The organism is Streptomyces spinosus, assembly GCF_020400655.1.
Lineage (GTDB): Bacteria > Actinomycetota > Actinomycetes > Streptomycetales > Streptomycetaceae > Streptomyces > Streptomyces argyrophylli.
In genome coordinates this window covers 197,618-220,603 of the sequence record NZ_JAINRC010000004.1, presented here as the reverse complement: position 1 = coordinate 220,603, position 22,986 = coordinate 197,618, and the positions used below count along the sequence as shown (strand labels likewise).

General features: G+C 71.5%; 22 protein-coding genes. 11 read left to right on the top strand and 11 right to left on the bottom strand.

Annotation, left to right across the window (positions count from 1 at the left end; translation table 11 throughout):
- Nucleotides 1-29: 29 nt before the first annotated feature.
- Nucleotides 30-758, bottom strand: a complete 729-nt coding sequence (locus LG395_RS10250; RefSeq protein WP_171157338.1) for an NAD(P)-dependent oxidoreductase — start codon at nt 756-758, stop codon at nt 30-32.
- Between the two features lie 98 nt (nt 759-856).
- Here LG395_RS10250 and LG395_RS10245 point away from each other — a divergent pair, with 98 nt between their 5' ends.
- Complete coding sequence (locus LG395_RS10245) at nt 857-1,249, top strand: winged helix-turn-helix transcriptional regulator (RefSeq protein ID WP_212768285.1); 393 nt, start codon at nt 857-859, stop codon at nt 1,247-1,249.
- 47 nt (nt 1,250-1,296) lie between these two features.
- On the top strand, nt 1,297-1,929 hold the full coding sequence (locus LG395_RS10240; protein ID WP_225809160.1) for a nucleoside/nucleotide kinase family protein: 633 nt from the start codon (nt 1,297-1,299) through the stop codon (nt 1,927-1,929).
- A 181-nt stretch (nt 1,930-2,110) separates the two neighbouring features.
- Here LG395_RS10240 and LG395_RS10235 read toward each other — a convergent pair whose 3' ends face one another.
- Nucleotides 2,111-3,238: a magnesium and cobalt transport protein CorA gene (locus tag LG395_RS10235; RefSeq protein WP_225809159.1), complete on the bottom strand. Its 1,128-nt coding sequence runs from the start codon at nt 3,236-3,238 to the stop codon at nt 2,111-2,113.
- A gap of 176 nt (nt 3,239-3,414) precedes the next feature.
- Here LG395_RS10235 and LG395_RS10230 point away from each other — a divergent pair, with 176 nt between their 5' ends.
- The gene (locus tag LG395_RS10230; RefSeq protein ID WP_225809158.1) at nt 3,415-4,209 is read left to right on the top strand and encodes a methyltransferase domain-containing protein; all 795 of its coding nucleotides are present in this window, start codon (nt 3,415-3,417) and stop codon (nt 4,207-4,209) included.
- A gap of 267 nt (nt 4,210-4,476) precedes the next feature.
- Here the strand turns inward: LG395_RS10230 and LG395_RS10225 are convergent, their stop codons facing one another.
- On the bottom strand, nt 4,477-5,412 hold the full coding sequence (locus LG395_RS10225) for a carbohydrate kinase family protein (RefSeq protein WP_225809157.1): 936 nt from the start codon (nt 5,410-5,412) through the stop codon (nt 4,477-4,479).
- Nucleotides 5,397-6,305, bottom strand: a complete 909-nt coding sequence (locus tag LG395_RS10220) for a pseudouridine-5'-phosphate glycosidase (RefSeq protein WP_225809156.1) — start codon at nt 6,303-6,305, stop codon at nt 5,397-5,399. Before LG395_RS10220 ends, LG395_RS10225 begins: the two co-directional genes overlap by 16 nt.
- A 99-nt stretch (nt 6,306-6,404) precedes the next feature.
- Here LG395_RS10220 and LG395_RS10215 point away from each other — a divergent pair, with 99 nt between their 5' ends.
- On the top strand, nt 6,405-6,836 hold the full coding sequence (locus LG395_RS10215) for a VOC family protein (protein ID WP_171157348.1): 432 nt from the start codon (nt 6,405-6,407) through the stop codon (nt 6,834-6,836).
- Between the two features lie 136 nt (nt 6,837-6,972).
- Here the strand turns inward: LG395_RS10215 and LG395_RS10210 are convergent, their stop codons facing one another.
- On the bottom strand, nt 6,973-7,527 hold the full coding sequence (locus LG395_RS10210) for a methylated-DNA--[protein]-cysteine S-methyltransferase (RefSeq protein WP_171157350.1): 555 nt from the start codon (nt 7,525-7,527) through the stop codon (nt 6,973-6,975).
- A gap of 40 nt (nt 7,528-7,567) precedes the next feature.
- Nucleotides 7,568-8,440, bottom strand: coding sequence for a glycerophosphodiester phosphodiesterase (locus LG395_RS10205; RefSeq protein ID WP_225809155.1), 873 nt, complete (start codon nt 8,438-8,440; stop codon nt 7,568-7,570).
- A gap of 278 nt (nt 8,441-8,718) precedes the next feature.
- Between LG395_RS10205 and LG395_RS10200 the strand changes: the two genes are divergently transcribed.
- The 6 genes from LG395_RS10200 (at nt 8,719) to LG395_RS10175 (ending at nt 17,216) form a co-directional block, all read left to right on the top strand.
- Nucleotides 8,719-9,597 (top strand): MHYT domain-containing protein, encoded by an 879-nt coding sequence (locus LG395_RS10200; protein ID WP_225809154.1) that lies wholly within the window; start codon nt 8,719-8,721, stop codon nt 9,595-9,597.
- A gap of 40 nt (nt 9,598-9,637) precedes the next feature.
- Nucleotides 9,638-11,785 carry an excinuclease ABC subunit UvrB gene (gene uvrB / locus LG395_RS10195; RefSeq protein ID WP_171157356.1) on the top strand — a complete coding sequence of 716 codons (2,148 nt, stop codon included), beginning with the start codon at nt 9,638-9,640 and terminating at the stop codon, nt 11,783-11,785.
- Nucleotides 11,786-11,955: 170 nt separating this feature from the next.
- Nucleotides 11,956-12,534, top strand: a complete 579-nt coding sequence (locus LG395_RS10190) for a TerD family protein (protein WP_132783985.1) — start codon at nt 11,956-11,958, stop codon at nt 12,532-12,534.
- A 29-nt stretch (nt 12,535-12,563) separates the two neighbouring features.
- A complete protein-coding gene (locus LG395_RS10185; protein WP_225809153.1) occupies nt 12,564-14,573 on the top strand; it encodes a TerD family protein in 2,010 nt (669 codons plus the stop codon).
- A 225-nt stretch (nt 14,574-14,798) separates the two neighbouring features.
- On the top strand, nt 14,799-15,800 hold the full coding sequence (locus tag LG395_RS10180) for a TerC family protein (protein WP_225809152.1): 1,002 nt from the start codon (nt 14,799-14,801) through the stop codon (nt 15,798-15,800).
- Between the two features lie 315 nt (nt 15,801-16,115).
- Nucleotides 16,116-17,216: a calcium:cation antiporter gene (locus tag LG395_RS10175; protein WP_171157361.1), complete on the top strand. Its 1,101-nt coding sequence runs from the start codon at nt 16,116-16,118 to the stop codon at nt 17,214-17,216.
- Between the two features lie 30 nt (nt 17,217-17,246).
- Here the strand turns inward: LG395_RS10175 and LG395_RS10170 are convergent, their stop codons facing one another.
- A complete protein-coding gene (locus LG395_RS10170) occupies nt 17,247-18,518 on the bottom strand; it encodes an MFS transporter (RefSeq protein ID WP_225809151.1) in 1,272 nt (423 codons plus the stop codon).
- Nucleotides 18,519-18,728: 210 nt separating this feature from the next.
- Here LG395_RS10170 and aroQ point away from each other — a divergent pair, with 210 nt between their 5' ends.
- Nucleotides 18,729-19,202 (top strand): type II 3-dehydroquinate dehydratase, encoded by a 474-nt coding sequence (aroQ, locus tag LG395_RS10165; RefSeq protein ID WP_225809150.1) that lies wholly within the window; start codon nt 18,729-18,731, stop codon nt 19,200-19,202.
- Between the two features lie 13 nt (nt 19,203-19,215).
- On the opposite strand, the gene LG395_RS10160 is transcribed toward aroQ, so the two are convergent.
- The 4 genes from LG395_RS10160 to LG395_RS10145 form a co-directional block, all read right to left on the bottom strand.
- Nucleotides 19,216-19,944 carry an amino acid ABC transporter ATP-binding protein gene (locus LG395_RS10160; RefSeq protein ID WP_225809264.1) on the bottom strand — a complete coding sequence of 243 codons (729 nt, stop codon included), beginning with the start codon at nt 19,942-19,944 and terminating at the stop codon, nt 19,216-19,218.
- 79 nt (nt 19,945-20,023) lie between these two features.
- Complete coding sequence (locus LG395_RS10155) at nt 20,024-20,959, bottom strand: amino acid ABC transporter permease (protein ID WP_225809149.1); 936 nt, start codon at nt 20,957-20,959, stop codon at nt 20,024-20,026.
- Entirely contained in the window at nt 20,956-21,840 is an 885-nt protein-coding gene (locus LG395_RS10150; protein WP_225809148.1) for an ABC transporter substrate-binding protein, read from the bottom strand. Before LG395_RS10150 ends, LG395_RS10155 begins: the two co-directional genes overlap by 4 nt.
- Nucleotides 21,841-22,295: 455 nt before the next feature.
- Nucleotides 22,296-22,952 carry an MBL fold metallo-hydrolase gene (locus LG395_RS10145; RefSeq protein ID WP_225809147.1) on the bottom strand — a complete coding sequence of 219 codons (657 nt, stop codon included), beginning with the start codon at nt 22,950-22,952 and terminating at the stop codon, nt 22,296-22,298.
- Nucleotides 22,953-22,986 lie beyond the last annotated feature (34 nt).

Below are 22,986 nucleotides of genomic sequence, written 5' to 3'. Positions count from 1 at the left end.
CACGCCCGCCCTCGCTCCTTCCCCGTCGGTCAGTTCCCTCCCCCCTCCCGCCCCACCTCGGGGAACTGGTCCCGCTCGTCCCGGTGGTTGAACACAGACACTCGCGTACGGTGCCGCACCGGTTGCGCGATCTCGTCGACCACCGCCACCGCGAGGTCCGCGTACGACAGCCATGGCTCACGACCGCCGCCCGGCAGCCGCTCCCCGCCGACGCGGTACCGCCCCGTCCGTACACCGCCGTGCTCCAGGTGGCCGGCGGGCGTCAGCATCACCCAGTCGACGGGGCCGTTCCCGCGCTCCCGCAGCCGGTGCAGGCCGGCCGTGTGCGCCAGCGCGAACGGCCGGATCGCCGGCGGGAACGCGCCCGGGTCGTCCATCACCGGACGCCCGTCCGCGCCGAGCAGGTTCGCCCCGAGGCCCACGGCGACGAGCCGGCCTACGCCCGCCACGGCGAGTCCTTCGAGCAGCGCGTCCGCCGCCTTCACGAAGAACCCGGGGTCCAGCGTGTCGAAACCCTGCTCCGGTCCGCTGAACGGCGAAACGGCGTGCACGGCCCCGGCATGCCCGGCGGCGGCCCCGGTGACCGACCGGAGATCGGTGACGTCGCCGCGTACGACCGTGACACCCTCCGCTCCGAGATCCGGATGTCTCGCCGGCTCCCGCACCACGGCCGTCACCGCGTACCCACGCGCACGTGCCTCGGCCGTCACCGCCCGGCCGGCCCGGCCCCCGGCACCGAAGACCACGATCCCGCTCATTCCGACCTCCAAGTCCCGCGCGGTCGCCCGCGATCGGACCAGGACCTTAGGGACCGGACCCCCGGTTACCGCAACGGAATCGGCGCTACCCTCGACGGATGACCGACGCGACGGCCCACGACCGTGCCGCACCTCTCGATCCCGGCATGTTCCACCCCCTCTGTCCGTCGTCCGCCGTGCCCTTCCGGGTCGGCGACAAGTGGTCCGGCATGGTGATCCGCTGTCTCCAGGACGGCCCACGCCGTTTCGGCGAACTGCGGGTCCCGCTCAGGGCCGTCACACCCAAGGTCCTCAGCGAGACCCTGCGCGCCATGGAGCGCGACGGCCTGGTGACCCGTACCGCGTACGACGAGAACCCGCCGCGCGTCGAGTACGCCCTCACCCCCCTCGGCCGCACCCTCATCCCCCTCCTCGACGCCGCCCGCACGTGGAGCGAAACGCACCTCCCCGCCCTGCTCGCGGCCCGTCGCGCGGCCGGACGGCCCGCCTGAGGCCGGTACCCGCGCCGCTCTCGTCCGCCACCCGGCATCATGGGCGTGTGCGACTGGAAGCGATCACCTGGGAACGGCTGGCAGAGCGGCTCGCCGACCGGCTGGCCGGTGCGGGACCGTCCGACAGCGCGGCCTGGCAGCGCGTCGGCTTCGACGGGGCCCCGGCCGCCCGTCCCGGAGACCTCGCCACACGTGTCGGCGAGGCGCTGCGGGTGCGCGGCCGGCCCTCGCTCGTGATCGGCACCGAAGGCTTCCTGCGGCCCGCCTCGCTCCGCCTGGAGCACGGGCGGCGCGACGCCGAGTCGTACTACAACGGATGGTTCGACACGGGCGCCCTGTGGCGGGAGGTCTTCGGGCCGCTCGACCCCGGAGGCGACGGGCGGATCCTGCCCGACCTGTGGGACCCGGCCACGGACCGGGCCACCCGCAGCCCCTACGTCCCACTCCCGCCCGGCGGCATCCTGTTGCTCCACGGCCCCCTCCTGCTGCGCCACTGGTTCCCCTTCGATCTGACCGTGCACCTCCTCCTCTCCCCGGGCGCCCTCCGCCGCCGCACGCCCGAGGCCGACCACTGGACGCTCCCCGCCTTCGAGCGCTACGAGGCCGAGACCGACCCGGCCGGCACGGCGGACGTCCTGGTGCGGGCCGACGACCCGCGCCACCCCGCCTGGAGCGGCTGATCCGGAAGCGCGGTCCGGAGATCCGGCCGGGATCCGGGGTGTCGCCGGAATCCTGCCGGACGAGGGCAACAGGCTCTCCTGACCCCTCCTGACCCTGTCCGGCGGCCGCCGAGCCCAGGCGGCCGCGGGAGCCGGCAGCTCGCGGCTTGGCTCCGGCAGCTGCCCCTGCCAGCCCCGCCGCTCAGAGCCAGCCGTTGCGCCGGAAGCCCCGGTACACCGCCAGACACGCCCCCGCCGTCACGGCCACGATCAATGGGTAGCCGAATCGCCAGTGCAGCTCCGGCATGTGCTCGAAGTTCATGCCGTACACCCCGCACACCATCGTCGGCACGGCGATCACCGCGGCCCAGGCCGTGATCTTCCGCATGTCCTCGTTCTGCGTCACCGTCACCTGCGCGAGATGCGCTTGCAGGATGGAGTTGAGCAGCTCGTCGAACGCGGCGATCTGTTCCTTGGCCCGTATCAGGTGGTCGAGCACATCCCGGAAGTACGTCTGTATCTCCGGGGCGACGACCCGTATCGGCCGGGTCGCCAGATCCTCCAGCGGGCGGCCCAGGGGCACCACCGCCCGCTTCAGCTCCAGCAGTTCGCGTTTCATCTGGTAAATGCGGCCCGCGTCCAGACGCGCGCCGTTCTCCGAGAACACGTCCGTCTCGACCTGGTCGATGTCGGCCTGCACCGCGTCCGTGACGCTCAGGTAGTCGTCCACCACATGGTCGGCGATCGCGTGCAGTACGGCCGCCGGTCCCTTGGCCAGCTGGTGCGGGTCCGCCTCCAACTCCTCGCGCAGCGGCCCCAGCGAGCCGTGCCGGCCGTGCCGCACCGTGATCACGAAGTCCTCGCCGACGAACACCATGATCTCGCCGGTGTCCACCACCTCACTCGTCGCCGTCAGCTGCTCGTGCTCCACGTAACAGACGGTCTTGAACACCGCGAAGAGCGTGTCGCCGTAGTGCTCCAGCTTCGGTCGCTGGTGCGCCTCGATCGCGTCCTCCACCGCCAGTGGATGCAGGTCGAACAGCTCGGCGATGCCGGTGAACTCACGGTCCGTCGGCTCGTGCAGCCCGAGCCAGACGAAGCCCTCGCCGGTCTTGCGCACGAACCGCACGGCGTCCACCAGGTCGGCGCACCCGGGCACGCGTACGCCGTCCTGATACGTCACGCAGTTCACCACCGACGAGCCCAGCGGCGATCTGGCGGGATGGCTCAGGTCCACGCGCGACCGGCGCCGGGCCAGCCGTGCCACCTTGCGCAGGCCGCCGACCCTGCCCAGCCCCGTGACCTTCCGCAGATTCCCTGCCATGACCATCTGGATCTCCCCGTGTGGATCTCCTCGCGCGACGCTTTCGCGCCTTGCCCGGCAAGTCTGCCAGTCCCCGGCAAAGCACGGGCAAGCCTGTGGGAACAGGGAGTTCCGCTTGGTTCCCGCCTGTGGACGAAGGGGCGACCGAGCCGGACGGGCCGGATGACCGGGATGATGGGAGCATGGCGCGCTCCGACGGATACCTCCTGGACAACCGGCAGAACGAGGCGGGTGAACGCTTCGACGCCTTCACCGCACTCTTCGACCCCACGACCTTCCGGCACATCGAAGGACTCGGTATCGGCCCCGGCTGGCGCTGCTGGGAAGTGGGGGCCGGCGGCCCCTCCGTCGCGTCCTGGCTCGCCGGGAAAGTGGGACCGGCCGGTAGGGTCGTCGCCACCGACATCGACACCTCGCGGCTCACCGCCGCGGACCGCCCGCCGGTGGAGATCCGCGTCCACGACGTGGGTGCCGAGGAGCCGCCTGGGGAGGGCTTCGACCTGGTCCACGCCCGGCTCGTCCTCGTACACGTACCCGACCGGGAACGGGCGCTGCGGAACATGGTCAAAGCCCTGCGGCCCGGCGGACGCCTGCTGATCGAGGACGCCGACCCCGCCCTCCAGCCCCTGACCTGCCCCGACGAGTACGGCCCCGAGCAGCGGCTCGCCAACCGGCTGCGCCAAGGCTTCCGCAAGCTGCTCGCCGACCGCGGCGCCGACCTCTCCTACGGCCGCAGACTCCCGCGGTTGCTCCGCGAGGCCGGACTGCGCGGAGTCGAGGCCGACGCGTACTTCCCCGTGGCCTCGCCTGCCTGCACCGCCCTGGAGGCCGCGACGGTCCGTCAGATCCGTGGCCGGCTCGTCGCCGCCGGCCTGGCCACCGATGCGGAGATCGACGAGCACCTGGCCAACGTGGAGACCGGGACGATGGACCTGGCCACCGCGCAGATGATCTCGGCGTGGGGGCACAAGGGGTAGCCGGGGCAGCGGGCAGTCGCGGCTGCCGGACCGTTTCGACGCACCAGGGCTCCACGCGCCCGCCGGCCTCGCCGCCGACAGGGCCCGGTATCCGCGCGCCCGGCTACGGGTCCCGGCGTCCGCGTGCCTGCCGGCAGGTCCTGGCTTTCGTGCCGACAGCACCCGGCTTTCGCGCCGACAGGGTCCGGCATCCGGCACAGGGCGTGACCGGGTCACCGCTCACAGGCGCCCGCATCCGGCGGAGGCGGCCGGCACGCACCCGACCGCTCACCCCCCGCCCCCCGGATGCGGTGGTCTGCCGCCCACTCGTCCGACCGCCTCCGCACCCGCCCGGCAGCCGCGTGCCGCAGCTTCCTCCGGTGCCGCGCCCGCGAGCAGGGCGGCCAGGAACGCACCCGTGAAGGCGTCACCCGCGCCCGTGGTGTCCCAGGGGTCCGCCGGCACGGCCGGAACCCGGGCCGGCGCGGCGCCGGAACGGGCCACCAGCGCTCCCTCCGCACCCGCCTTGGCCACCACCAGCGGCACGAGACGGCTCAGCTTCGCCGCCGCGTCCGCCGGATCCGGCAGTCCGGTCAGCAGGCATGCCTCGTCCCGGCTGGGCAGCAGCACGTCCAGCCCCTCGGCGAACGCCAGGAAGCGTTCCACCCCCAGCTCGACCAGGAAGCCGGCGGAGGCCGGGTCCAGGCTGACCGGCACACCACGCGCGCGTGCCGCCGCGAGCGCCGTCTCCGCGAGCTCCCGGCTCGACCCGGTGAACAGCAGGTAGCCCGACAGGTGCAACCGGGCCACGCCGTCGAGCAGCGCGTCCGACCAGTCGGCGGGGCCGAGCCGCAGGGATGCCCCGCTGTCCGTCAGAAACGTCCGCTCGGCCGCCGCACCCGTGTCGACGAGGCAGATCACGGTGCCGGTCGCCGCCTCCCGGTCCACCACGAGCCGGGGCCGCACCCCGGCCGCGGCCAGTTCCCGCTCGTGCCACGCGACGGCGTCCGTGCCCACCCGCCCCAGCAGCCGCACGTCCGCGCAGCCCGCGTGGGCGGCCCAGCAGGCCACGTTGGCGCCGGCGCCGCCCGGCAGCCTCCGGATCACGGCGGCCGTGTCGGTGCCGGCCGCGAGAGGCCCCCGATGCCGGGCGATCACGTCCGTGACCACGTCACCGACGACCAGCAGCGCGCCGTTCCGCCCGGCGGTCACCCCCTGGCCCACGCCGTGGAGATCCGCGCCGCGAGCCGGACGTTCCCGCGCACCGCCGCCAGGTTGGCGCTCAGCGAGGCACCGTCCGTGTGCCGGACCAGGTGGTCCAGCAGGAACGGGGTCACCGCCTGCCCGGTGACTCCCTGCTCCGCGCAGGCGCGCAGCGCGTCGGCGAGCACGCGCGCGTGCAACTCGGGGTCCAGCTGTTCCGTCTCCGGGACCGGGTGGGCGACGATCAGCGCCGAGCCGGGGGCGTCCAGCGCGTCCTGGGCGCGCATGACGGCGGCGACCTGCTCCGGAGTGTCCAGCCTCCAGTCGACCGGATGCCCGGAGTCCGACAGGTAGAAGCCGGGGAACCGGTCGGTGCCGTACCCGGCGACGGCCACGCCCAGTGTCTCCAGCCGCTGCAGCGTCGCCGGTACGTCCAGGATCGACTTCACGCCCGCGCACACCACCGTGATCCGGGTCCGCGCCAGCAGCCCCAGGTCGGCGGACTCGTCCTGGGTCACGGTCCACTCCCGGTGCACCCCGCCGAGCCCACCGGTGGCGAACACCCGCACCCCCGCGAGGGACGCCAGTTGTGCCGTCGCCGACACGGTGGTCGCCCCGCTCGCCCCCGTCGCCACGGCGAGCGGCAGGTCGCGATGGCCCAGCTTGCGGATGCCGTCCTCGTTGGCGACCCGCTCCAGCTGGTCCTTGTCCAGGCCGACCCGGGGCCGCCCGTCCAGCACGGCGACGGTCGCCGGCACGGCGCCCTCCCGCCGCACCGCCTCCTCCAGCTCCAGCGCCACCTGCAGGTTGCGCGGACGGGGCAGGCCGTGCGCGATGATCGTGGACTCCAGAGCCACCACCGGCCGCCCCGCGTCGATCGCCTCCCGGACTTCTTCCGACACCACCAGCACCACGTGCCCGCCTCCTGTCCGTCGGTCCTTCCTAGTCTCTGGCGGGCGCCGGGCACGGATAAACGCTTGTGACCCGTCATGGGGGCCACCAGCCTGGTGGACATGAGGAACAACACCACGCGCCTCGACCACGTCGTCCTGTGGGTGGCCGACCCGGTCGCCGCGGCCGCCTTCTACGAGACGGCCGTCGGCCTGGAGCCGGTCAGGGTCGCCGAGTTCGCGGAAGGCACGGCGGCCTTCCCCTCCGTACGCGTCAACGAGGAAACGATCATCGACCTCGCCCCGCGCGGCTTCGCCGAGCAGATGAGGATGCTGCCCGGTTCCGCCGACAGCGCGGGGCACCCCGTCAACCACGTCTGCCTGTCGCTGCCGGCCGCGGACTTCGACGCCCTGAAGAGCCGCCTGGAGGAACACGGCGTCCCCGTGTCGGGCATCGACCACGGCCTGTCCGGCGCCCGCGGCGACGCCACGCGCAGCTTCTACTTCCGTGACCTGGACGGCAACGTCTTCGAGGCCCGGCACTACGACGACTAGGGTCTTTCGTTACGACGACCAGTGTCTTGCGACGACCAGTGTCCTTCGTCTGGATCAGGCCGGGCCAGGGCGCGGTGCCAGGGCCCGCGAGCCCGGCATGATCCAGACGAGAGGCCCCGGCCGCGCCCCGCACCCGTCAGAACAGCGGCTCCGGCAGCACACCCTCCAGGGCGAGCAGCTTCCGCTTGGTCTCCAGCCCGCCCCCGAAACCCCCGATGCCGCCGCCGCTCTCCACCACCCGGTGGCACGGCACGACCACCGGCAGCGGATTGGCGCCCATCGCCGCGCCGACCGCCTGCGCCCCGCCGGGCTGGCCGACCCGGCCCGCCAGATCGCCGTACCCCACCACGGTGCCGTACGGCACACCGGAGGCCAGTTCACGCAGGACCTGCCGGTTGAAACCGGAGATCAGCGACCAGTCCAGCGGCAGGTCGAAGTCGTGCCGCCGGCCGGCGAAGTACGCCCGCAGCTGGCTTATCGCCTCGCTCAGCAGCGGCGAGTCCGGATCCTCCACGGGCTCGGACCCCAGCCGTGCGGCCAGCCGCTCCAGCGCCCGGCCGCGCACCGCGTCCGAGGCGTGGAAGACCACGTTCACCAGGCCGTCACGGGTCGCCGCCAGCATCAGCGGGCCGATGTCCGTGCCGACGACGGCCCACACGACCCGCTGCTCATCCTGCCCATGGCTGTCCATGCGCCTACGGTACGACCCGCCACTGACAACGCCGTCCGGCTCAGTCGGAGCCCAGCGCCGCCCGCACCACGTCGGGCTTGTTGCTGATGATCCCGTCGACCCCGTAGCCGGCGACCTTACGTGCGGTGGCCGCGTCGTCCACCGTCCAGGCGAGGAGTTCCAGCGGCCGGCCGTGCGGTCCGTGCAAGGCGTGCACGGAGGCGACGTACCCCCGCGAGAGTGACCCGTACGAGGGATTGATCAGATCCGTGAAGCGCGTCAACCCGTGCAGCTGCGCCGCGGTGGGCGTACCGAGGTAGCCGGTGACGACCGCCGGTTTCAGCTCGTGCACGGTCCGCACGCTGTCGGCGCTGAAGCTCTGCACGATCAGCCGTCCCAGGTGCCTGCCGCCCAGCCAGCCCTCGTTGCCCAGGAGCTTCAGCGTCTGCTGTTCGATGCCCGGGTACAGCTCCGGGTTCTTGATCTCGAGGAGGAGTTTCTGGTGGTTGTGCTCGATCCGGCGCATGTACTCCTTCAGCGTCGGCACGCGCACGCCCGCGTAGACGGGGGAGAACCAGCTGCCCGCGTCCAGCCGGGCGATCTCGGCGGCGGTGAAGTCCCGCACCTTCCACGGCGCCCGGCCGGGGAAGAGCTCCTCGGCGTTCGTGGTGCGCCGCAGGGTCTCGTCGTGCAGGACGACCAGCTGGCCGTCTTTGGTGCGCTGGACGTCGTTCTCGACCCACGAGAAGCCCAGTTCGGCGGCCTTGTCGACGGCCGGGAGCGTGTTCTCGGGCGCGTAGGTGGAGGCGCCCCGGTGGGCGATCACCGTGGGCACGCCGTGCTCGCCCGCCCGGGCGTCGGACGGGGGGCTCAGCAGGGCGGTCACCGTCCCCAGGGCCGCGGCCACAGGGGCAGCGACTACGCGCGCGTACATGCGTCCTCCTCGCATCGAGCGGATACCGACAGCAACAGACTGGCAGCACTGAGTCAACGACGCCCGGCGCACGACGCCCACACAATGCATGGAGATGTCCAAGTCCGCTCACCGATGCCGCACAACTGCGGCAAGGCCGTGTTTCTTTGCCGGAAAATCGTTCGACCCATCCGAGGGGGGTCATACTCTCTGCGACAACCCTGACCGCCCGTGCGGTCCTGGGACGGGGGCGTATTCGGGTTTTCCGGGACAGAAGAAGGCGGAAAGGGCAGCCGCGGATGCAAGGCACGGTCGACGGATTCAGCTATGGGGCCGTCACCCCGTTGGTGGCCTACCTGATGGCGTGCCTCGGCGGCGCCCTCGGCCTGCGCTGCACCACACGGTCCCTGCTGGTCACGCACGCACGGCGGCCCGCGTGGCTGGCCCTCGGCTCGGCGGCGATCGGCTCCGGCATCTGGACCATGCACTTCGTCGCCATGATGGGTTTCAGCGTCGAGGAGGCACCGCTCCACTACGACAAGCCGATGACCTACGCGAGCCTCGGCCTCGCCATCGTCATGGTCGGTGTAGGGATCTTCATCGTCGGCTACCGGGGGGCCACCGGCACGTCCCTGTTCACCGGCGGCACGATCACCGGTCTGGGTGTCGCCTCGATGCACTACCTCGGTATGGCGGGCGTCCACTTCCAGGGACGGTTCACCTACAACACCGCCACCGTCGCCGCCTCCGTCGTCATAGCGGTCGTCGCCGCCACCGCCGCCCTGTGGGCCGCCGGACAGGTGCGGGGCCTCCTGTGGAGCGTCGGCGCGAGCCTCGTCATGGGGCTCGCGGTCAGCGGCATGCACTACACCGGCATGGCCGCCCTGAGTGTCCACCTCGACGGCGCCTCCCGCACCGCCGGGGGCGCGCCGGCCGCTTCCGCGCTGGCGCCGATGCTGATCGGACCGCTCGCCTTCCTGCTCCTCGCGGGCGTCGTAGTGATCTTCGACCCGCTGATGCTCGTGGGCCGCCCCGACTGGAGGCCCGTCGAGCAGAAACCGGGTGTTCCGGCCGCCGCCGTCGCCTCCCACGCCGAGCGCCGCCTCGCCGTCCACGACGGACACCACCCGGTGCGCCGGCCCGAGCACCACGCCTCCCGCACCCCGCAGAACCGCTGATCGGAACCGGTTGTCAGTGCGGGGTCGTACGGTTGATGACATGCGGCCCGTTTCCCACATCGAACGCACGGTGGCGCCCTTCGAGGTCGTCAGCCCCTACCAGCCCAGCGGCGACCAGCCGGCAGCCATCGCCGAGCTGGCCAAGCGCATCGAGGCCGGCGAGAAGGACGTCGTCCTCCTAGGCGCGACCGGCACCGGCAAGTCCGCCACCACCGCGTGGATGATCGAGAAGCTCCAGCGCCCGACCCTCGTGATGGCGCCGAACAAGACGCTGGCCGCGCAGCTGGCCAACGAGTTCCGCGAGCTGCTGCCGAACAACGCCGTCGAGTACTTCGTCTCGTACTACGACTACTACCAGCCCGAGGCCTACGTCCCGCAGTCGGACACCTACATCGAGAAGGACTCCTCGATCAACGAGGAGGTCGAGCGTCTGCGCCACTCGGCCACCAACTCGCTGCTCACCCGGCGTGACGTCGTCGTGGTCGCCTCGGTGTCCTGCATCTACGGCCTCGGTACTCCGCAGGAGTACGTGGACCGCATGGTCACCCTCCGTGTCGGCGACGAGATCGACCGGGACGAGCTGCTGCGCCGCTTCGTCGACATCCAGTACACGCGCAACGACATGGCGTTCACCCGCGGCACCTTCCGGGTCCGCGGCGACACCATCGAGATCTTCCCGGTCTACGAGGAGCTGGCCGTCCGCATCGAGATGTTCGGCGACGAGATCGAGGCGCTGTCCACACTGCACCCGCTCACCGGCGAGATCATCAGCGACGACCGGCAGCTCTACGTCTTCCCCGCCTCCCACTACGTCGCCGGGCCCGAGCGCATGGAGCGGGCCGTCAACGACATCGAGAAGGAACTGGGCGAGCGCCTGGGCGAGCTGGAGAAGCAGGGCAAGCTCCTGGAGGCCCAGCGCCTGCGGATGCGCACCACGTACGACATCGAGATGCTCCGCCAGATCGGCACCTGCTCCGGCGTGGAGAACTACTCGATGCACTTCGACGGCCGCTCGCCGGGCTCCCCGCCGAACACGCTGCTGGACTACTTCCCGGACGACTTCCTGCTCGTCATCGACGAGTCGCACGTCACCGTCCCGCAGATCGGCGCGATGTACGAGGGTGACGCCTCCCGCAAGCGGACCCTCGTGGACCACGGCTTCCGCCTGCCGTCCGCCCTGGACAACCGGCCGCTGAAGTGGGAGGAGTTCCAGGAGCGCATCGGGCAGACCGTCTACCTGTCGGCCACCCCGGGCCCCTACGAGCTGTCGCGTTCGGACGGCTTCGTGGAGCAGATCATCCGCCCGACCGGCCTGGTCGACCCGGAGGTCGTGGTCAAGCCCACCGAGGGCCAGATCGACGACCTGGTGCACGAGATCCGCAAGCGCACCGAGAAGGACGAGCGGGTCCTCGTCACCACGCTGACGAAGAAGATGGCCGAGGACCTCACCGACTACTTCCTGGAACTCGGCATCCAGGTGCGCTACCTGCACAGCGACGTCGACACCCTGCGCCGCGTCGAGCTGCTGCGCGAACTGCGTTCCGGTGAGTACGACGTCCTGGTCGGCATCAACCTGCTCCGTGAGGGCCTCGACCTGCCCGAGGTGTCCCTGGTGGCGATCCTGGACGCCGACAAGGAGGGCTTCCTCCGGTCGGGCACCTCGCTGATCCAGACCATCGGCCGAGCGGCGCGCAACGTCTCCGGCCAGGTCCACATGTACGCCGACAAGATCACCCCGGCGATGGAGAAGGCCATCGAGGAGACCAACCGCCGCCGGGAGAAGCAGGTCGCCTACAACAAGGCGAACGGCATCGACCCGCAGCCGCTGCGCAAGAAGATCAACGACATCGTCGCCCAGATCGCCCGTGAGGAGGTCGACACCGAACAGCTCCTCGGCTCCGGGTACCGCAAGACGAAGGACGGCAAGGCAGCGAAGGCCCCCGTTCCGGCACTCGGCGACAAGGCGGCCAAGGGCGCGAAGGCCGGAAAGGCCGCCAGGAACGCCAAGGGCAAGGCGGTGCCCACGGACCGCCCCGCGGCCGAACTGGCGGAGCAGATCGAGGAGATGACCGAGCGCATGCGTGCCGCCGCCGCGGAGCTGCAGTTCGAGATCGCGGCCCGGCTGCGCGACGAGGTCTCCGAGATGAAGAAGGAGCTGCGCCAGATGCGGGAAGCCGGGCTGGCCTGAGTCCCGCCCGGTACCGGCCTTCGGCCCGGACGCCAAGTGTTGCAACCCCGACACAAAGCCCGGGCCGGGGGTCGGCACCGTTCGGGGCCCTGCGTAGGGTTCTGAACAACCGCGCGGTGAGCAGCAACGGCTCGCGCGGCAACAGGGGACCGTCGAGAGGGGATTCAGCCGTGTCCGTCAACTTGTCCAAGGGTCAGGCCATCAGCCTGGAGAAGAAGGACGGGGCCACCCTGACGGCGGTCCGCATGGGCCTCGGCTGGCAGGCGGCCAAGCGGCGCGGCCTGTTCGGTTCCCGCACCCGCGAGATCGACCTGGACGCCTCCGCCGTTCTCTTCGCCGGCGCGGAACCCAAGGACGTCGTCTTCTTCCGCCACCTGGTCAGCGACGACGGTTCCGTGCGGCACACCGGTGACAACCTCGTCGGCGGTGCCGGCCAGGGCGGGGACGACGAGGCCATCCTGGTGGACCTGCAGCGCGTCCCGGTCCACATCGATCAGATCGTCTTCACGGTCAACTCCTTCACCGGCCAGACCTTCCAGGAGGTGCAGAACGCCTTCTGCCGTCTCGTGGACGAGACCAACGGCCAGGAACTCGCCCGCTACACCCTGGCCGGCGGCGGCGAGTACACCGCCCAGATCATGGCCAAGGTGCACCGGGCGGGTTCCGGCTGGACGATGACGGCCATCGGCGCCCCGGCCAGGGGCCGTACCTTCCAGGACCTGATGCCGGCGATCCTGCCGCACCTCTAGGGCCCGTCGCCGGCAGGGGGGTGACGCCGATGGGGGCCGAGCTGGTGCGGGGGCAGAACCACCCGCTGTCCCACGTCCGGCTGGAGATCCGGATCTCGGCCGGGGTGCCGGTCCTGACCGGACTCACACTCGGCGACGAGCACGGAATGGTGCACGGCCGCCAGTGGGTGGCCCACGCCGGGGCCCCCGCCCTGCCGGGCGTCGAGGTGCCCCGGCAGGTGGCCGCCGGGCACCGCCTGGCCGTCGACCTGGACGCCCTGCCCGAGGCCGTGCACCGCGTCGACGTGTTCCTCGCCCTGCCCGCCGGCACGGCGGGCCACCTCGGCTTCGGTGCCGTCCCGGCCCCGCACACCGCGGTGAGCGGACCCGGCGGCACCGAACTGGCCTGCTACACCCTCACCGGCCTGGACACCGAGACGGCCGTGATCGCCCTGGAGCTGTACCGCAGACAGGGCGCCTGGAAAGTCCGCGCGATGGGGCAGGGCTACGCGAGCGGTCTCCCCGCCCTCCTCGCCGACCGGGGGCTGACCGACGCGGACGACCTCGCGACGGCCATCCAGGAGGCGGCGACCCGGACCCTGCCCGGTACGGCATCGGTACCGCCGACCGATGCCGGTCCCCGGACCGCCTCCGCCTCGGCACCGCGGACCTCGCCCACCCCTCCACCGGCATCCGCCTGGCGGCCCGCCACCGCTTCGCAGCCCGCGCCGGCTTCTCCGCCCGCCACCGCGTCCGAGTCGTCCGCTTCAGGGCCGCCGAAGCCGCCGCGTCCGTACCACCCGCAGACCCCTGGCGAGGATGGCGGCCCCGATCCCCACCAGCCCGGCGGCCCGGTCGACTACACACACCCGCGCCGCACCCGCGGGCTTCCGCCCTCGCCCGAGGCCCCCTCGGTCGCCGACGGACAGCCCGCCCGGCCCGTTGCCGGAGACGCCGTGGGCTGGTCGATGGAGGAACGGCTGTACAACCAGGTCTGGGGCATGTTCGAGGACCTCGCCCGCACCACGGCCGCCTACCGGAGCGCCGTCGACTTCGCCGACTCCCGCCTGGAGAAGGAGCTCGACCAGACCCTCGCCGACCCCCGCACGCGACTCGGCACGGCGGGTGACGCCGCGCGTGAGGCGGCCCACGCCCGCCGGACCCAGCTGGCAGGCCAGGCACGGGCGGCCTTCGACCGCGACCTCGCCCAGCTCATCGCCGAGGCCGAGGTGGTCGAGCCCGCGCTCCCGCCCGCCTGCGCCCGCTGGGACAGCCCCGTCTGGCACGCCTACCGCGTCCCCGCCGAGCCGCCGATGGCGCTGCGGCTCGGCGATCTGCACCTGCCCGAAAGCGCGCCCTTGCGCATTCCCCTGCTGGTCAGGCTGCCCCTGGAGAGGGGTCTGTGGATCGACAGCGGTCCGTCCGGGGCCGGCGCCGCTCACCTGACGGACCCCGCCGAGCTGCGGAACCTGGCCATGTCCGTGGCCGTCGCCCTCGCGGCGCGCCTGCTCGCCGTACACCCGGCCGGCGAATTCACCGTGCGCGTCCTCGACCCTGCCGGTGCCGGGACCCACGCGCTGCTGCCGCTGACGCGGACCGGGCTTCTCGCGGCGCCGCCCGCGACCGGGGCGGGGGGTGTCGCGCAGGCGCTGGAGGGGCTCACCCGGCGCGTCGACCTGGTGCAGATGGCGGTGCGCGGTGGGGCGGCCGAGTCGCTGCCGGCGGACGTGGACATCGCCCAGCAACTCCTGATCGTCAACGACTTCCCGCACGGGTTCGACGACCGTTCGGTGACCCGGCTGCGCTACCTCGCGGATGAGGGGCCGGCCGTCGGCGTCCACCTCCTGCTCATCGCCAACCGTGCGGAGACCACCGCATACGGCCCCTTGCTCGATCCGCTATGGCGTTCGCTTCTGCGACTCACCCCGCTGCCCGACGACCACCTCGCCGATCCCTGGATCGGTCACGCCTGGACCTACGAACCCTCACTGACCCCCGCCGTCGACCGGACCCTGCACGAGGTGCTCACCGAGGTCGCCCGAGTCCGTGCCAAGCAATAGTAAAGCTAGCCTGACCTGCTTACTTGGCGCATGCTTTACCTATCGCTTTACCTTTCCTTGGTGATTGGGGTACAGTCTTCCGTACGGAGGGGAGTACTCCCTCACTGCGGCGCACCCGTCAGTACGGACCGGTCCGGTCCCGGGGCGCCGGCCCGTCACGGGTGGAAGAGACCTCCGGCAGCGACAACGCTGATGTGTTTGCCGTCACGTAATGCCGGAGGTGCAATGGAAGTCTCCATGGGCCTGTGGGCCCTCACCATCGCGGGTCTCGCCGCCCTGATCTCGGTCGACTTCTTCATCGGTCGCAAGCCGCACGAGGTGTCGATCAAGGAAGCGGGCGTCTGGACAGCCGTCTGGATCGCCCTCGCCGGCCTCTTCGGTCTCGGTCTCCTCGTCTTCGGCGGCGGGCAGCCGGCCGGTGAGTTCTTCGCGGGCTTCATCACCGAGAAGTCGCTGAGCGTCGACAACCTCTTCGTCTTCGTCCTGATCATGGCGAAGTTCGCGGTGCCCACGCAGTACCAGCAGCGCGTCCTGCTCGTCGGGGTCCTCATAGCCCTGGTCCTGCGGGCCGTCTTCATCGCCGCCGGGGCCGCGATCCTCGCCAGCTTCTCCTGGGTGTTCTACCTCTTCGGCGCCTTCCTGATCTGGACTGCTTGGAAGCTCATCCAGGAGGCCCGTACGGACGATGCCGACGAGGAGTTTGAGGAGAACAAGCTGCTGAAGGCCGCGGAGCGCAGGTTCGGCGTGGCCGACCGGTACCACGGCACCAAGCTGTGGATCCAGCAGAACGGCAAGCGCGTCATGACCCCGATGCTGGTCGTGATGCTCGCCATCGGCACCACGGACGTGCTGTTCGCCCTAGACTCCATCCCCGCGATCTTCGGCCTCACGCAGGACCCGTACATCGTCTTCACCGCTAACGCGTTCGCCCTGATGGGTCTGCGTCAGCTGTACTTCCTCATCGGCGGGCTGCTCAGGAAGCTGGTCCACCTCTCGTACGGGCTGTCGATCATCCTCGGCTTCATCGGCGTCAAGCTGGTGCTGCACGCCCTGCACGAGTCGGGCGTCCACGTGCCCGAGATCAGCATCCCGGTCTCGCTCGGCGTGATCTGCACGGTCCTGGCCGTCACCACGGTCACCAGCCTGCTGGCCTCGCGGAAGCAGGTGGCCGCCGGGGAGGCGCACACCGACGGCGAGGGTGCTCGCAAGAGCAGCGTCGACGTCTGACCTGGGCGCGGCGGAAGCCCACGATCCCGCTTAGCCGCATAGCCGCTCAGCGAACGGGGGCGTTGGTCCTCGCCGGGGGAGCATGAGCCCCCGGCGAGGCATCAGCCCTCCGCGGGAGCCGACGCTCCTTCGCGGTTCCCGTCGCCCCGCGGCGGGGCCTTGCCACCCCCCGGCGGGGCCTTGTCGCCCCTCGGTGGCGCCCCATAGCGACGCGGAGGCCCGGTCCCACCGGCACCGGGCCTCGCACCGGTAAGGAGGAGAGGTATCCGGAAAGAACGGAATGCGAACCTTGTACACCTCTGCGACCATCGCCGCATGATCACTCGGCTCCGGTCGCTCACCCGACAATGGACGATCCTCGTGCCGGTGCTCGCGGTCGTCCTGCTGGTCTTCACCTGGGGCCGGGGCCTGCCCGGCGCGGTCGTCGGCCTGGTGACCCTCGTCCTCGCCGGTGCCGTTCTGGCGGCCGTGCACCACGCCGAGGTGGTCGCGCACCGGGTCGGCGAGCCCTTCGGTTCCCTGGTGCTCGCCATCGCCGTCACGATCATCGAGGTGGCCTTGATCGTCACCCTCATGGCCGACGGCGGCGACAAGAGTGCCACCCTGGCCCGGGACACCGTCTTCGCCGCGGTGATGATCACCTGCAACGGCGTCGTCGGGATCTGCCTGCTCGTCGCGTCCCTGCGGCACGGCACGGCCGTCTTCAACCCCGAGGGCACCGGCGCGGCGCTGGCGACAGTGGCGACTCTGGCCACACTCAGCCTGGTGTTGCCGACCTTCACCACCAGCAAGCCCGGACCAGAGTTCTCCACCATCCAGCTGACCTTCGCCGCGTTGTCCTCACTGATCCTGTACGGGCTGTTCGTCGCCACCCAGACCGTGCGCCACCGCGACTACTTCCTGCCCATCACCCGTCAGGGCGAGGTCATCACCGCCGAGGACCATGCCCAGCCGCCGTCGGCGCGCACCGCCTGGACCAGCCTCGGCCTGCTCGGGCTGGCGCTGATCGGCGTGGTCGGTCTGGCCAAGGGCGTGTCACCCACGATCGAGTCGGGCGTGGCGGCGGCGGGTCTCCATCACGCCGTCGTCGGTGTGATCATCGCCCTGCTCGTCCTGCTGCCCGAGACCATCGCCGCGCTGCGCTCCGCTCGCCGGGACCGGGTGCAGACCAGCCTCAACCTGGCGCTCGGCTCCGCGATGGCCAGCATCGGTCTGACGATCCCGGCCGTGGCGCTCGCGTCCGTGTGGCTGCCCGGGCCGCTCGTCCTGGGCCTCGGCGCGACCCACATGCTGTTGCTCGCGCTGACCGTGGTGGTCAGTTCCCTGACCGTGGTGCCGGGCCGGGCCACCCCCCTCCAGGGAGGCGTGCACCTGGTGCTGTTCGCCGCCTACCTGGAACTGGCGATCAATCCGTAGCGGGAACGCAGGTGGCCCTGACGCGTCCGGTCAGCCCGTGACCGGCTCGACCGCCGGCACGGGCGCCGGCCGCGTCTCCGGCAGCAAGGCGAAGCAGACCAGGCTGATCAGCGCGATAGCCGTCAGGTAGGCCCCCACGCCCCAGGGAACCCGCCCGCCCCGCTCCGCGAGCGCCGTGGCCACGATGGGAGTGAGGGCGCCGCCGAAGACCCCGCCGAGGTTGTAGCCCACTGCGGCGCCCGTGCACCGCACCCGGGCCTCGTACAGTTCCGGCAGGTACGCGGCGATCACCGCGAACATGGTGACGAAGGCGAGCAGGGCGCCCAGGATGGCGAGGAACATCAGCAGCGGCTCGCCGGTCGCCAGGAGGGCGACCATGGGGAGCATCCACAGGACGCAGGCCGTGCACCCCGTCAGGCACAGCGGACGGCGTCCGTACCGGTCGCCGAGCAGCGCCACGACGGGCGTGCAAGCGCCCTTCATCAGCACCGCGCCCATGACGCACACCAGCATGACCGTACGGCTCACGCCGAGCCGTTCCGTCGCGTACGCCAGCGACCAGGTCGTCACCGCGTAGAACACCGCGTAACCGACCGCGAGCGCGCCCGCCGTCAGCAGCACCAGCCGCCCGTGGTGCCGTACGACCTCCACGAGCGGCACACGCGCGTGGTCGTCGATCTCCAGGAATCGTGGACTCTCCCGGAGGGAGGAGCGCAGCCACAGGCCGGCCAGCGCGAGGACGCCGGCCGCCCAGAACGGCACGCGCCAGCCCCACCGGGCGAACTCCGCGTCGGACAACCCCGCCGACAGTGCGAGCACCACCCCGTTGGCCAGGACGAAGCCGAGCGCCGGCCCGATCTGGGGGAAGCTCGACCACAGGGCACGCCGTCCGGCGGGAGCGTGTTCGGCGGTCAGCAGGACCGCCCCGCCCCACTCACCGCCGAGTCCCAGCCCCTGCAGAAAACGCAGCACGAGCAGCAGCACGGGCGCGGCCACGCCGATGGTCCCGTAGGACGGCACGCAGCCGACCGCGACCGTCGAGGCGCCCGTGAGCAGCAGCGAGACGACGAGCACCGGACGCCGGCCGCGCCGGTCCCCGAGGTGCCCGAAGATCACCGAGCCGAGCGGCCGGGCCACGAACCCCACCCCGAACGTCCCGAAGGCCGCGAGCGTCCCGGCGAGCGGCGAGAACGTCGGGAAGAACAGCGGTCCCAGCACCAGGGCCGCCGCGGTCCCGTAGACGAAGAAGTCGTAGAACTCGATCGCGGTCCCGGCGAGAGAGGCGGCGGCGAGCCGCGGCATGGACGGGTTTCTTACCGTGTGTACATCGTGCATGCCGCGTCAACTACCCACAGTGACCGAGGGTTACGGGGGCGCGTGGAGGTGATCACGTGGCCTGGGTGCGCGCCGCGGCGACCGGCGCGCGTGGCCCGTCGTCCGCGCCGAACGGCGTGATAGACCGGGTCCGAGCGGCGGTCGTGGACGGACCGCCCCGAACGGACCGGAGGAACCGTGCCCCGCACCCTGGCCACCGCCCCGATCATGATCCTCAACGGGCCCAACCTGAACCTCCTCGGCCAGCGCCAGCCCGAGATCTACGGCCACGAGACGCTCGCCGACGTGGAGGCGCTGTGCGCCAAGGCGGCGGCCGCGCACGGCGGGACGGTGGACTTCCGGCAGTCCAACCACGAGGGCGAGCTGGTCGACTGGATCCACGAGGCGCGGCTGAACCACTGCGGGATCGTCATCAACCCCGGCGCCTACTCGCACACGTCGGTCGCCATCCTGGACGCGCTCAACACCTGTGACGGCATGCCCGTGCTGGAAGTGCACATCTCCAACATCCACCGGCGGGAATCGTTCCGGCACCACTCCTACGTCTCGCTGCGCGCCGACGGCGTGATCGCGGGATGCGGAGTGCAGGGCTACGCGTTCGGCGTGGAGCGGGTCGCCTCACTGGCCGGGGCGGCGCGCGCGGACGCGTGACCCGCGCGCGGGACTACAACCGGCCCGCCTCCACGATCCGCCGCAGGAAGCGCCGTGTGCGCTCCTGTTGCGGATCGCCGAAGACCTGCTCCGCGGTGCCGCGCTCCAGCACGACCCCGCCGTCCAGGAAGCACACCTGGTCCGCGACGTCCCGCGCGAAGCCCATCTCGTGCGTGGCCAGCACCATGGTCATGCCCTCGTCCTTCAGGCCACGCACCACCTCAAGCACCTCGCCCACCAGCTCGGGGTCGAGCGCGGCCGTGATCTCGTCCAGCAGCAACAGCCGGGGCCGCACCGCCAGGGCACGTACGATCGCCACGCGCTGCTGCTGACCGCCGCTGAGCCGGTCGGGGTACGCGTCGGCCTTGCCGCCCAGCCCGAGGCGCTCCAGCAGCTCCCTGGCCCGTTCCTCGGCCTCCGTACGGGAGACGCCGTGCACCCGGCGCGGCGCGAGCGTGATGTTGTCCAGCACCGTCATGTGCGGGAAGAGGTTGTACGCCTGGAAGACGACGCCGATCCGGCGCCGTACCGCGTCCTGGTCCACGCGCGGGTCGGTGATCTCCTCGCCGTCCAGCCAGATGGCGCCGTCGTCGATGTCCTCCAGCAGGTTGGCGCAGCGCAGCAGCGTGGACTTGCCCGAACCGGAGGCGCCGATCAGCGCGGTCACCGTGTGCGGAGCCACCTCCAGAGCGACGTCCCGCAGGACGACCGAGCCGCCGAAGGTCTTGCGGACCGACTCCATCCGCAGCACCGGCGTGCTGCTCACGGGCGTGTTCCCAGGCGTGTTCTCCCGCGTGCTCACAGCACTCCTCCCCGGGTCCTCACAGGGACCCTCCCTGCGCCCGCCGCCGGTCCATCCGGGCCGTCACCCAGTCGGTGAACCGGGTCATCGGAATGGTCAGCGCCACGAACACCAGCCCCGCGACGATGTACGGCGTGTAGTTCAGACTGCGGCCCACGATGATGTCGGCCGCCCGTACTGCGTCCACCGCGCCCCCGATGGACACCAGACCGGTGTCCTTCTGCAACGACACCAGGTCGTTGAGCAGCGGCGGCACCTGGCGGCGCACCGCCTGCGGCAGGACGACGTGGCGCAGCGCCTGCCGGTTGGTGAGGCCCAGCGAGCGCGCCGCGGCACGCTGCGAGGGGTGGATCGACTCGATGCCGGCCCGGAACACCTCCGCCACGTACGCCGAGTACGTCAGCGTCAGGGCCGTACCGCCGAGCAGCACCGGATCGACCGTCACGCCCTGCAGCCGCAGCGCCGGCACCCCCAGGACCACGATCATCAGATTGATGATCAGTGGCAGGCCGCGGAAGAAGTCGGTGTACGCCGCGGCCAGCACCCGCAGCGGGAAGAACACCGGACCGCGCAGGGTCCGCGCGACGGCGATCACCATGCCCAGGACCAGGACGGCGACGCCGCAGATCAGCAGCAGGCGGACGTTCAGCCACAGCCCTTCGAGGACCTTCGGCAATGCCTCGCGCGCGTAGTGCGCGCTGAAGAACGTCTCCTTGGTGCGCGGCCAGCCCGGCGCGTTGACGACGACCAGGTAGAGCAGGGCGGCCGTGACGATTGTGGAGAGGGCCGCGACGGCCGTGGCGCGGCGGGCACGCGCCCGTCTGTAGCGCTCGCGAGCCAGGCGCCGTTCGGAGGGCGCGTAGCCGTCGTCCGGAACACCGTCACTCGTGCCGCCGCTCACGTCCCCCTTGTCGTCCGCCCCCTCCCGGGCCGACTCTCCCTTGGTGACCGTCACTTGAGCACCGGGGCGTCGACGGCGTCGGAGAGCCACTGCTTCTCGATCCCGGCCAGCGTGCCGTCCTTGCGGAGGGCGTCGACGGCGCCGCTGACGCAGGAGGTCAGCGCACTGCCCTTGTCCAGTACCAGCCCGAACTGCTCGGCTGTGCCGGTCTGGTTCTCGAACTGGCCGACGATCTTGGCGTTCGTCACCTCGGCGGCCGTGATGTAGAACGCGGTCGGCAGGTCCGTGACGATGGCGTCGACCTGGCCGTTCTTCAGCGCGGACTTCGCCTGGTCGTTCTTGGCGTAGACGGCCGCGTCCTGTGCCGGCTTCACGACATCGGTGATGTAGTCGAGGCTGGTGGTGCCGACCTGCGCGCCCAGCTTCAGCTTCCTGAGGTCCGCGATGCTCTTCGCCCCGGCGGCCTTGCCGCCCTTCAGGGCGATGACCGCCTGGCGCACGTCGTAGTAACCGGACGAGAAGTCCACGGCCTTCTTACGCTCGGCGCTGATCGAAACCTGGTTGATGTCGAAGTCGAACGTCTTCACCCCGGGCGCGAACGCCTTGTTGAAGGGCACGCTCTGCCAGACGACCGCGCTGCTGTCGTACCCCAGTCGCTTCGCCACGGCGTAGGCGACGGCCGACTCGAAACCCTTGCCGTTGGCCGGCTTGTCGTCCTTGAACCAGGGCTCGTACGCCGGTTCGTCCGTCGCGATCGTCAGTTTCCCGGCCGTCTTGGTGGGGAGCGAGCCCTTGGCGCAGCTCTTCGCGGCCGACCCGGACGGGGCGGCCGACGCCTTCTCCTCGGGCTGCGGAGCGCAGCCGACGGCGGTGGCGAGCAGGGCTACGGTGACGGCGGCGGCCGCGCGGCGCAGGGCGCGAGGGGCAGGATGCATGGCGGGAGACTGACAGCGAACGCGGCGTCTGTCCAGGTCACGGCGGTGGATGTCCGCATGCTGGGAACGGGTGTTGCGGCCGTGTGAACGCGGCTGCCCGCTGTCCACGCGCGCGTGCCGGCTGAGCCCGGGCCGCCGGCCGAGGGCGGGGTTGTAGACCGGCGGCCCCTACCGCTCAGGAGCCGTCGTCCTGCGCGGGGCCCTACCAGTTGACTGCGGTCGGCCGTTCTCCGGGAGTGCGCACGGGGGTCCGGTGCGTGCGAAAGGTTCACACGGGGCGCGCGGAGGGGGCGTGCACGCCAGGCGCGTGCACGGCGCATGCTCGGCTCACGGTCAACTGCGGTGCGTGGCGCGCGCGTACGGCGGGTGCGCCGGAGCGCGCTAGGGGACGTGAACCGGTCGGGAATGCGGCGGACAGGGATGGCAGCCGGCCGGAAGCCGGCCGGCGCCCCCGGTCACCACCCGCGCGCGTGCCACTCCGGCAGATGCGGCCGCTCCGTGCCCAGCGTGGTGTCGTTGCCGTGCCCCGGATAGACCCACGTCTCGTCCGGCAATACGTCGAAGAGCTTCGTCTCCACGTCGTGGATCAGGCTGGCGAACGCCTTCGGGTCCTTGCGCGTGTTGCCTACACCGCCGGGGAAGAGGCAGTCGCCGGTGAAGACGTGCGGATGGCCGTGCGGGTCGTCGTAGACCAGCGCGATCGATCCGGGCGTGTGCCCGACCAGATGGCGCGCGGTGAGCTCCACGCGGCCCACCCTGATGACGTCGCCGTCGTCGACGAGGACGTCGGTGGGCACCGGGATGCCGGGGGCGTCGTCACGGCCGGCGTGCGTACGCGCGCCCGTGGCTGCGACGACCTCGGCGAGCGCCTGCCAGTGGTCGCCGTGCCGGTGCGTGGTGACGACGGACGCGATGCCGTCGTCACCGATCATGCCGAGGAGCGTCTCCGCCTCGTTGGCGGCGTCGATCAGGAGCTGCTCGTCGGTGGCACGGCAGCGCAGCAGATAGGCGTTGTTGTCCATCGGGCCGACCGCGATCTTGGTGATCATCAGGTCTTTCAGCTCGTGCACATCCGCCGGTCCGCCGACCCTGACCTCTCCGGAGTACGTCATGAAGGTCAGCCTATAGCGCGGGAGTCCTGGTGGA

Bases quoted from the DNA above. Each gene is read 5' to 3' on its own strand.
- LG395_RS10245 (WP_212768285.1), top strand. From the start codon at position 857: ATGACCGACGCGACGGCCCACGACCGTGCCGCACCTCTCGATCCCGGC.
- LG395_RS10145 (WP_225809147.1), bottom strand. From the start codon at position 22,952: ATGACGTACTCCGGAGAGGTCAGGGTCGGCGGACCGGCGGATGTGCAC.
- LG395_RS10175 (WP_171157361.1), top strand. From the start codon at position 16,116: ATGATCACTCGGCTCCGGTCGCTCACCCGACAATGGACGATCCTCGTG.
- LG395_RS10215 (WP_171157348.1), top strand. From the start codon at position 6,405: ATGAGGAACAACACCACGCGCCTCGACCACGTCGTCCTGTGGGTGGCC.
- LG395_RS10170 (WP_225809151.1), bottom strand. From the start codon at position 18,518: ATGCCGCGGCTCGCCGCCGCCTCTCTCGCCGGGACCGCGATCGAGTTC.
- LG395_RS10180 (WP_225809152.1), top strand. From the start codon at position 14,799: ATGGAAGTCTCCATGGGCCTGTGGGCCCTCACCATCGCGGGTCTCGCC.
- LG395_RS10250 (WP_171157338.1), bottom strand. From the start codon at position 758: ATGAGCGGGATCGTGGTCTTCGGTGCCGGGGGCCGGGCCGGCCGGGCG.
- LG395_RS10185 (WP_225809153.1), top strand. From the start codon at position 12,564: ATGGGGGCCGAGCTGGTGCGGGGGCAGAACCACCCGCTGTCCCACGTC.
- LG395_RS10235 (WP_225809159.1), bottom strand. From the start codon at position 3,238: ATGGTCATGGCAGGGAATCTGCGGAAGGTCACGGGGCTGGGCAGGGTC.
- LG395_RS10210 (WP_171157350.1), bottom strand. From the start codon at position 7,527: ATGGACAGCCATGGGCAGGATGAGCAGCGGGTCGTGTGGGCCGTCGTC.
- LG395_RS10200 (WP_225809154.1), top strand. From the start codon at position 8,719: ATGCAAGGCACGGTCGACGGATTCAGCTATGGGGCCGTCACCCCGTTG.
- LG395_RS10160 (WP_225809264.1), bottom strand. From the start codon at position 19,944: ATGGAGTCGGTCCGCAAGACCTTCGGCGGCTCGGTCGTCCTGCGGGAC.
- LG395_RS10150 (WP_225809148.1), bottom strand. From the start codon at position 21,840: ATGCATCCTGCCCCTCGCGCCCTGCGCCGCGCGGCCGCCGCCGTCACC.
- LG395_RS10230 (WP_225809158.1), top strand. From the start codon at position 3,415: ATGGCGCGCTCCGACGGATACCTCCTGGACAACCGGCAGAACGAGGCG.
- LG395_RS10205 (WP_225809155.1), bottom strand. From the start codon at position 8,440: ATGTACGCGCGCGTAGTCGCTGCCCCTGTGGCCGCGGCCCTGGGGACG.
- uvrB (WP_171157356.1), top strand. From the start codon at position 9,638: ATGCGGCCCGTTTCCCACATCGAACGCACGGTGGCGCCCTTCGAGGTC.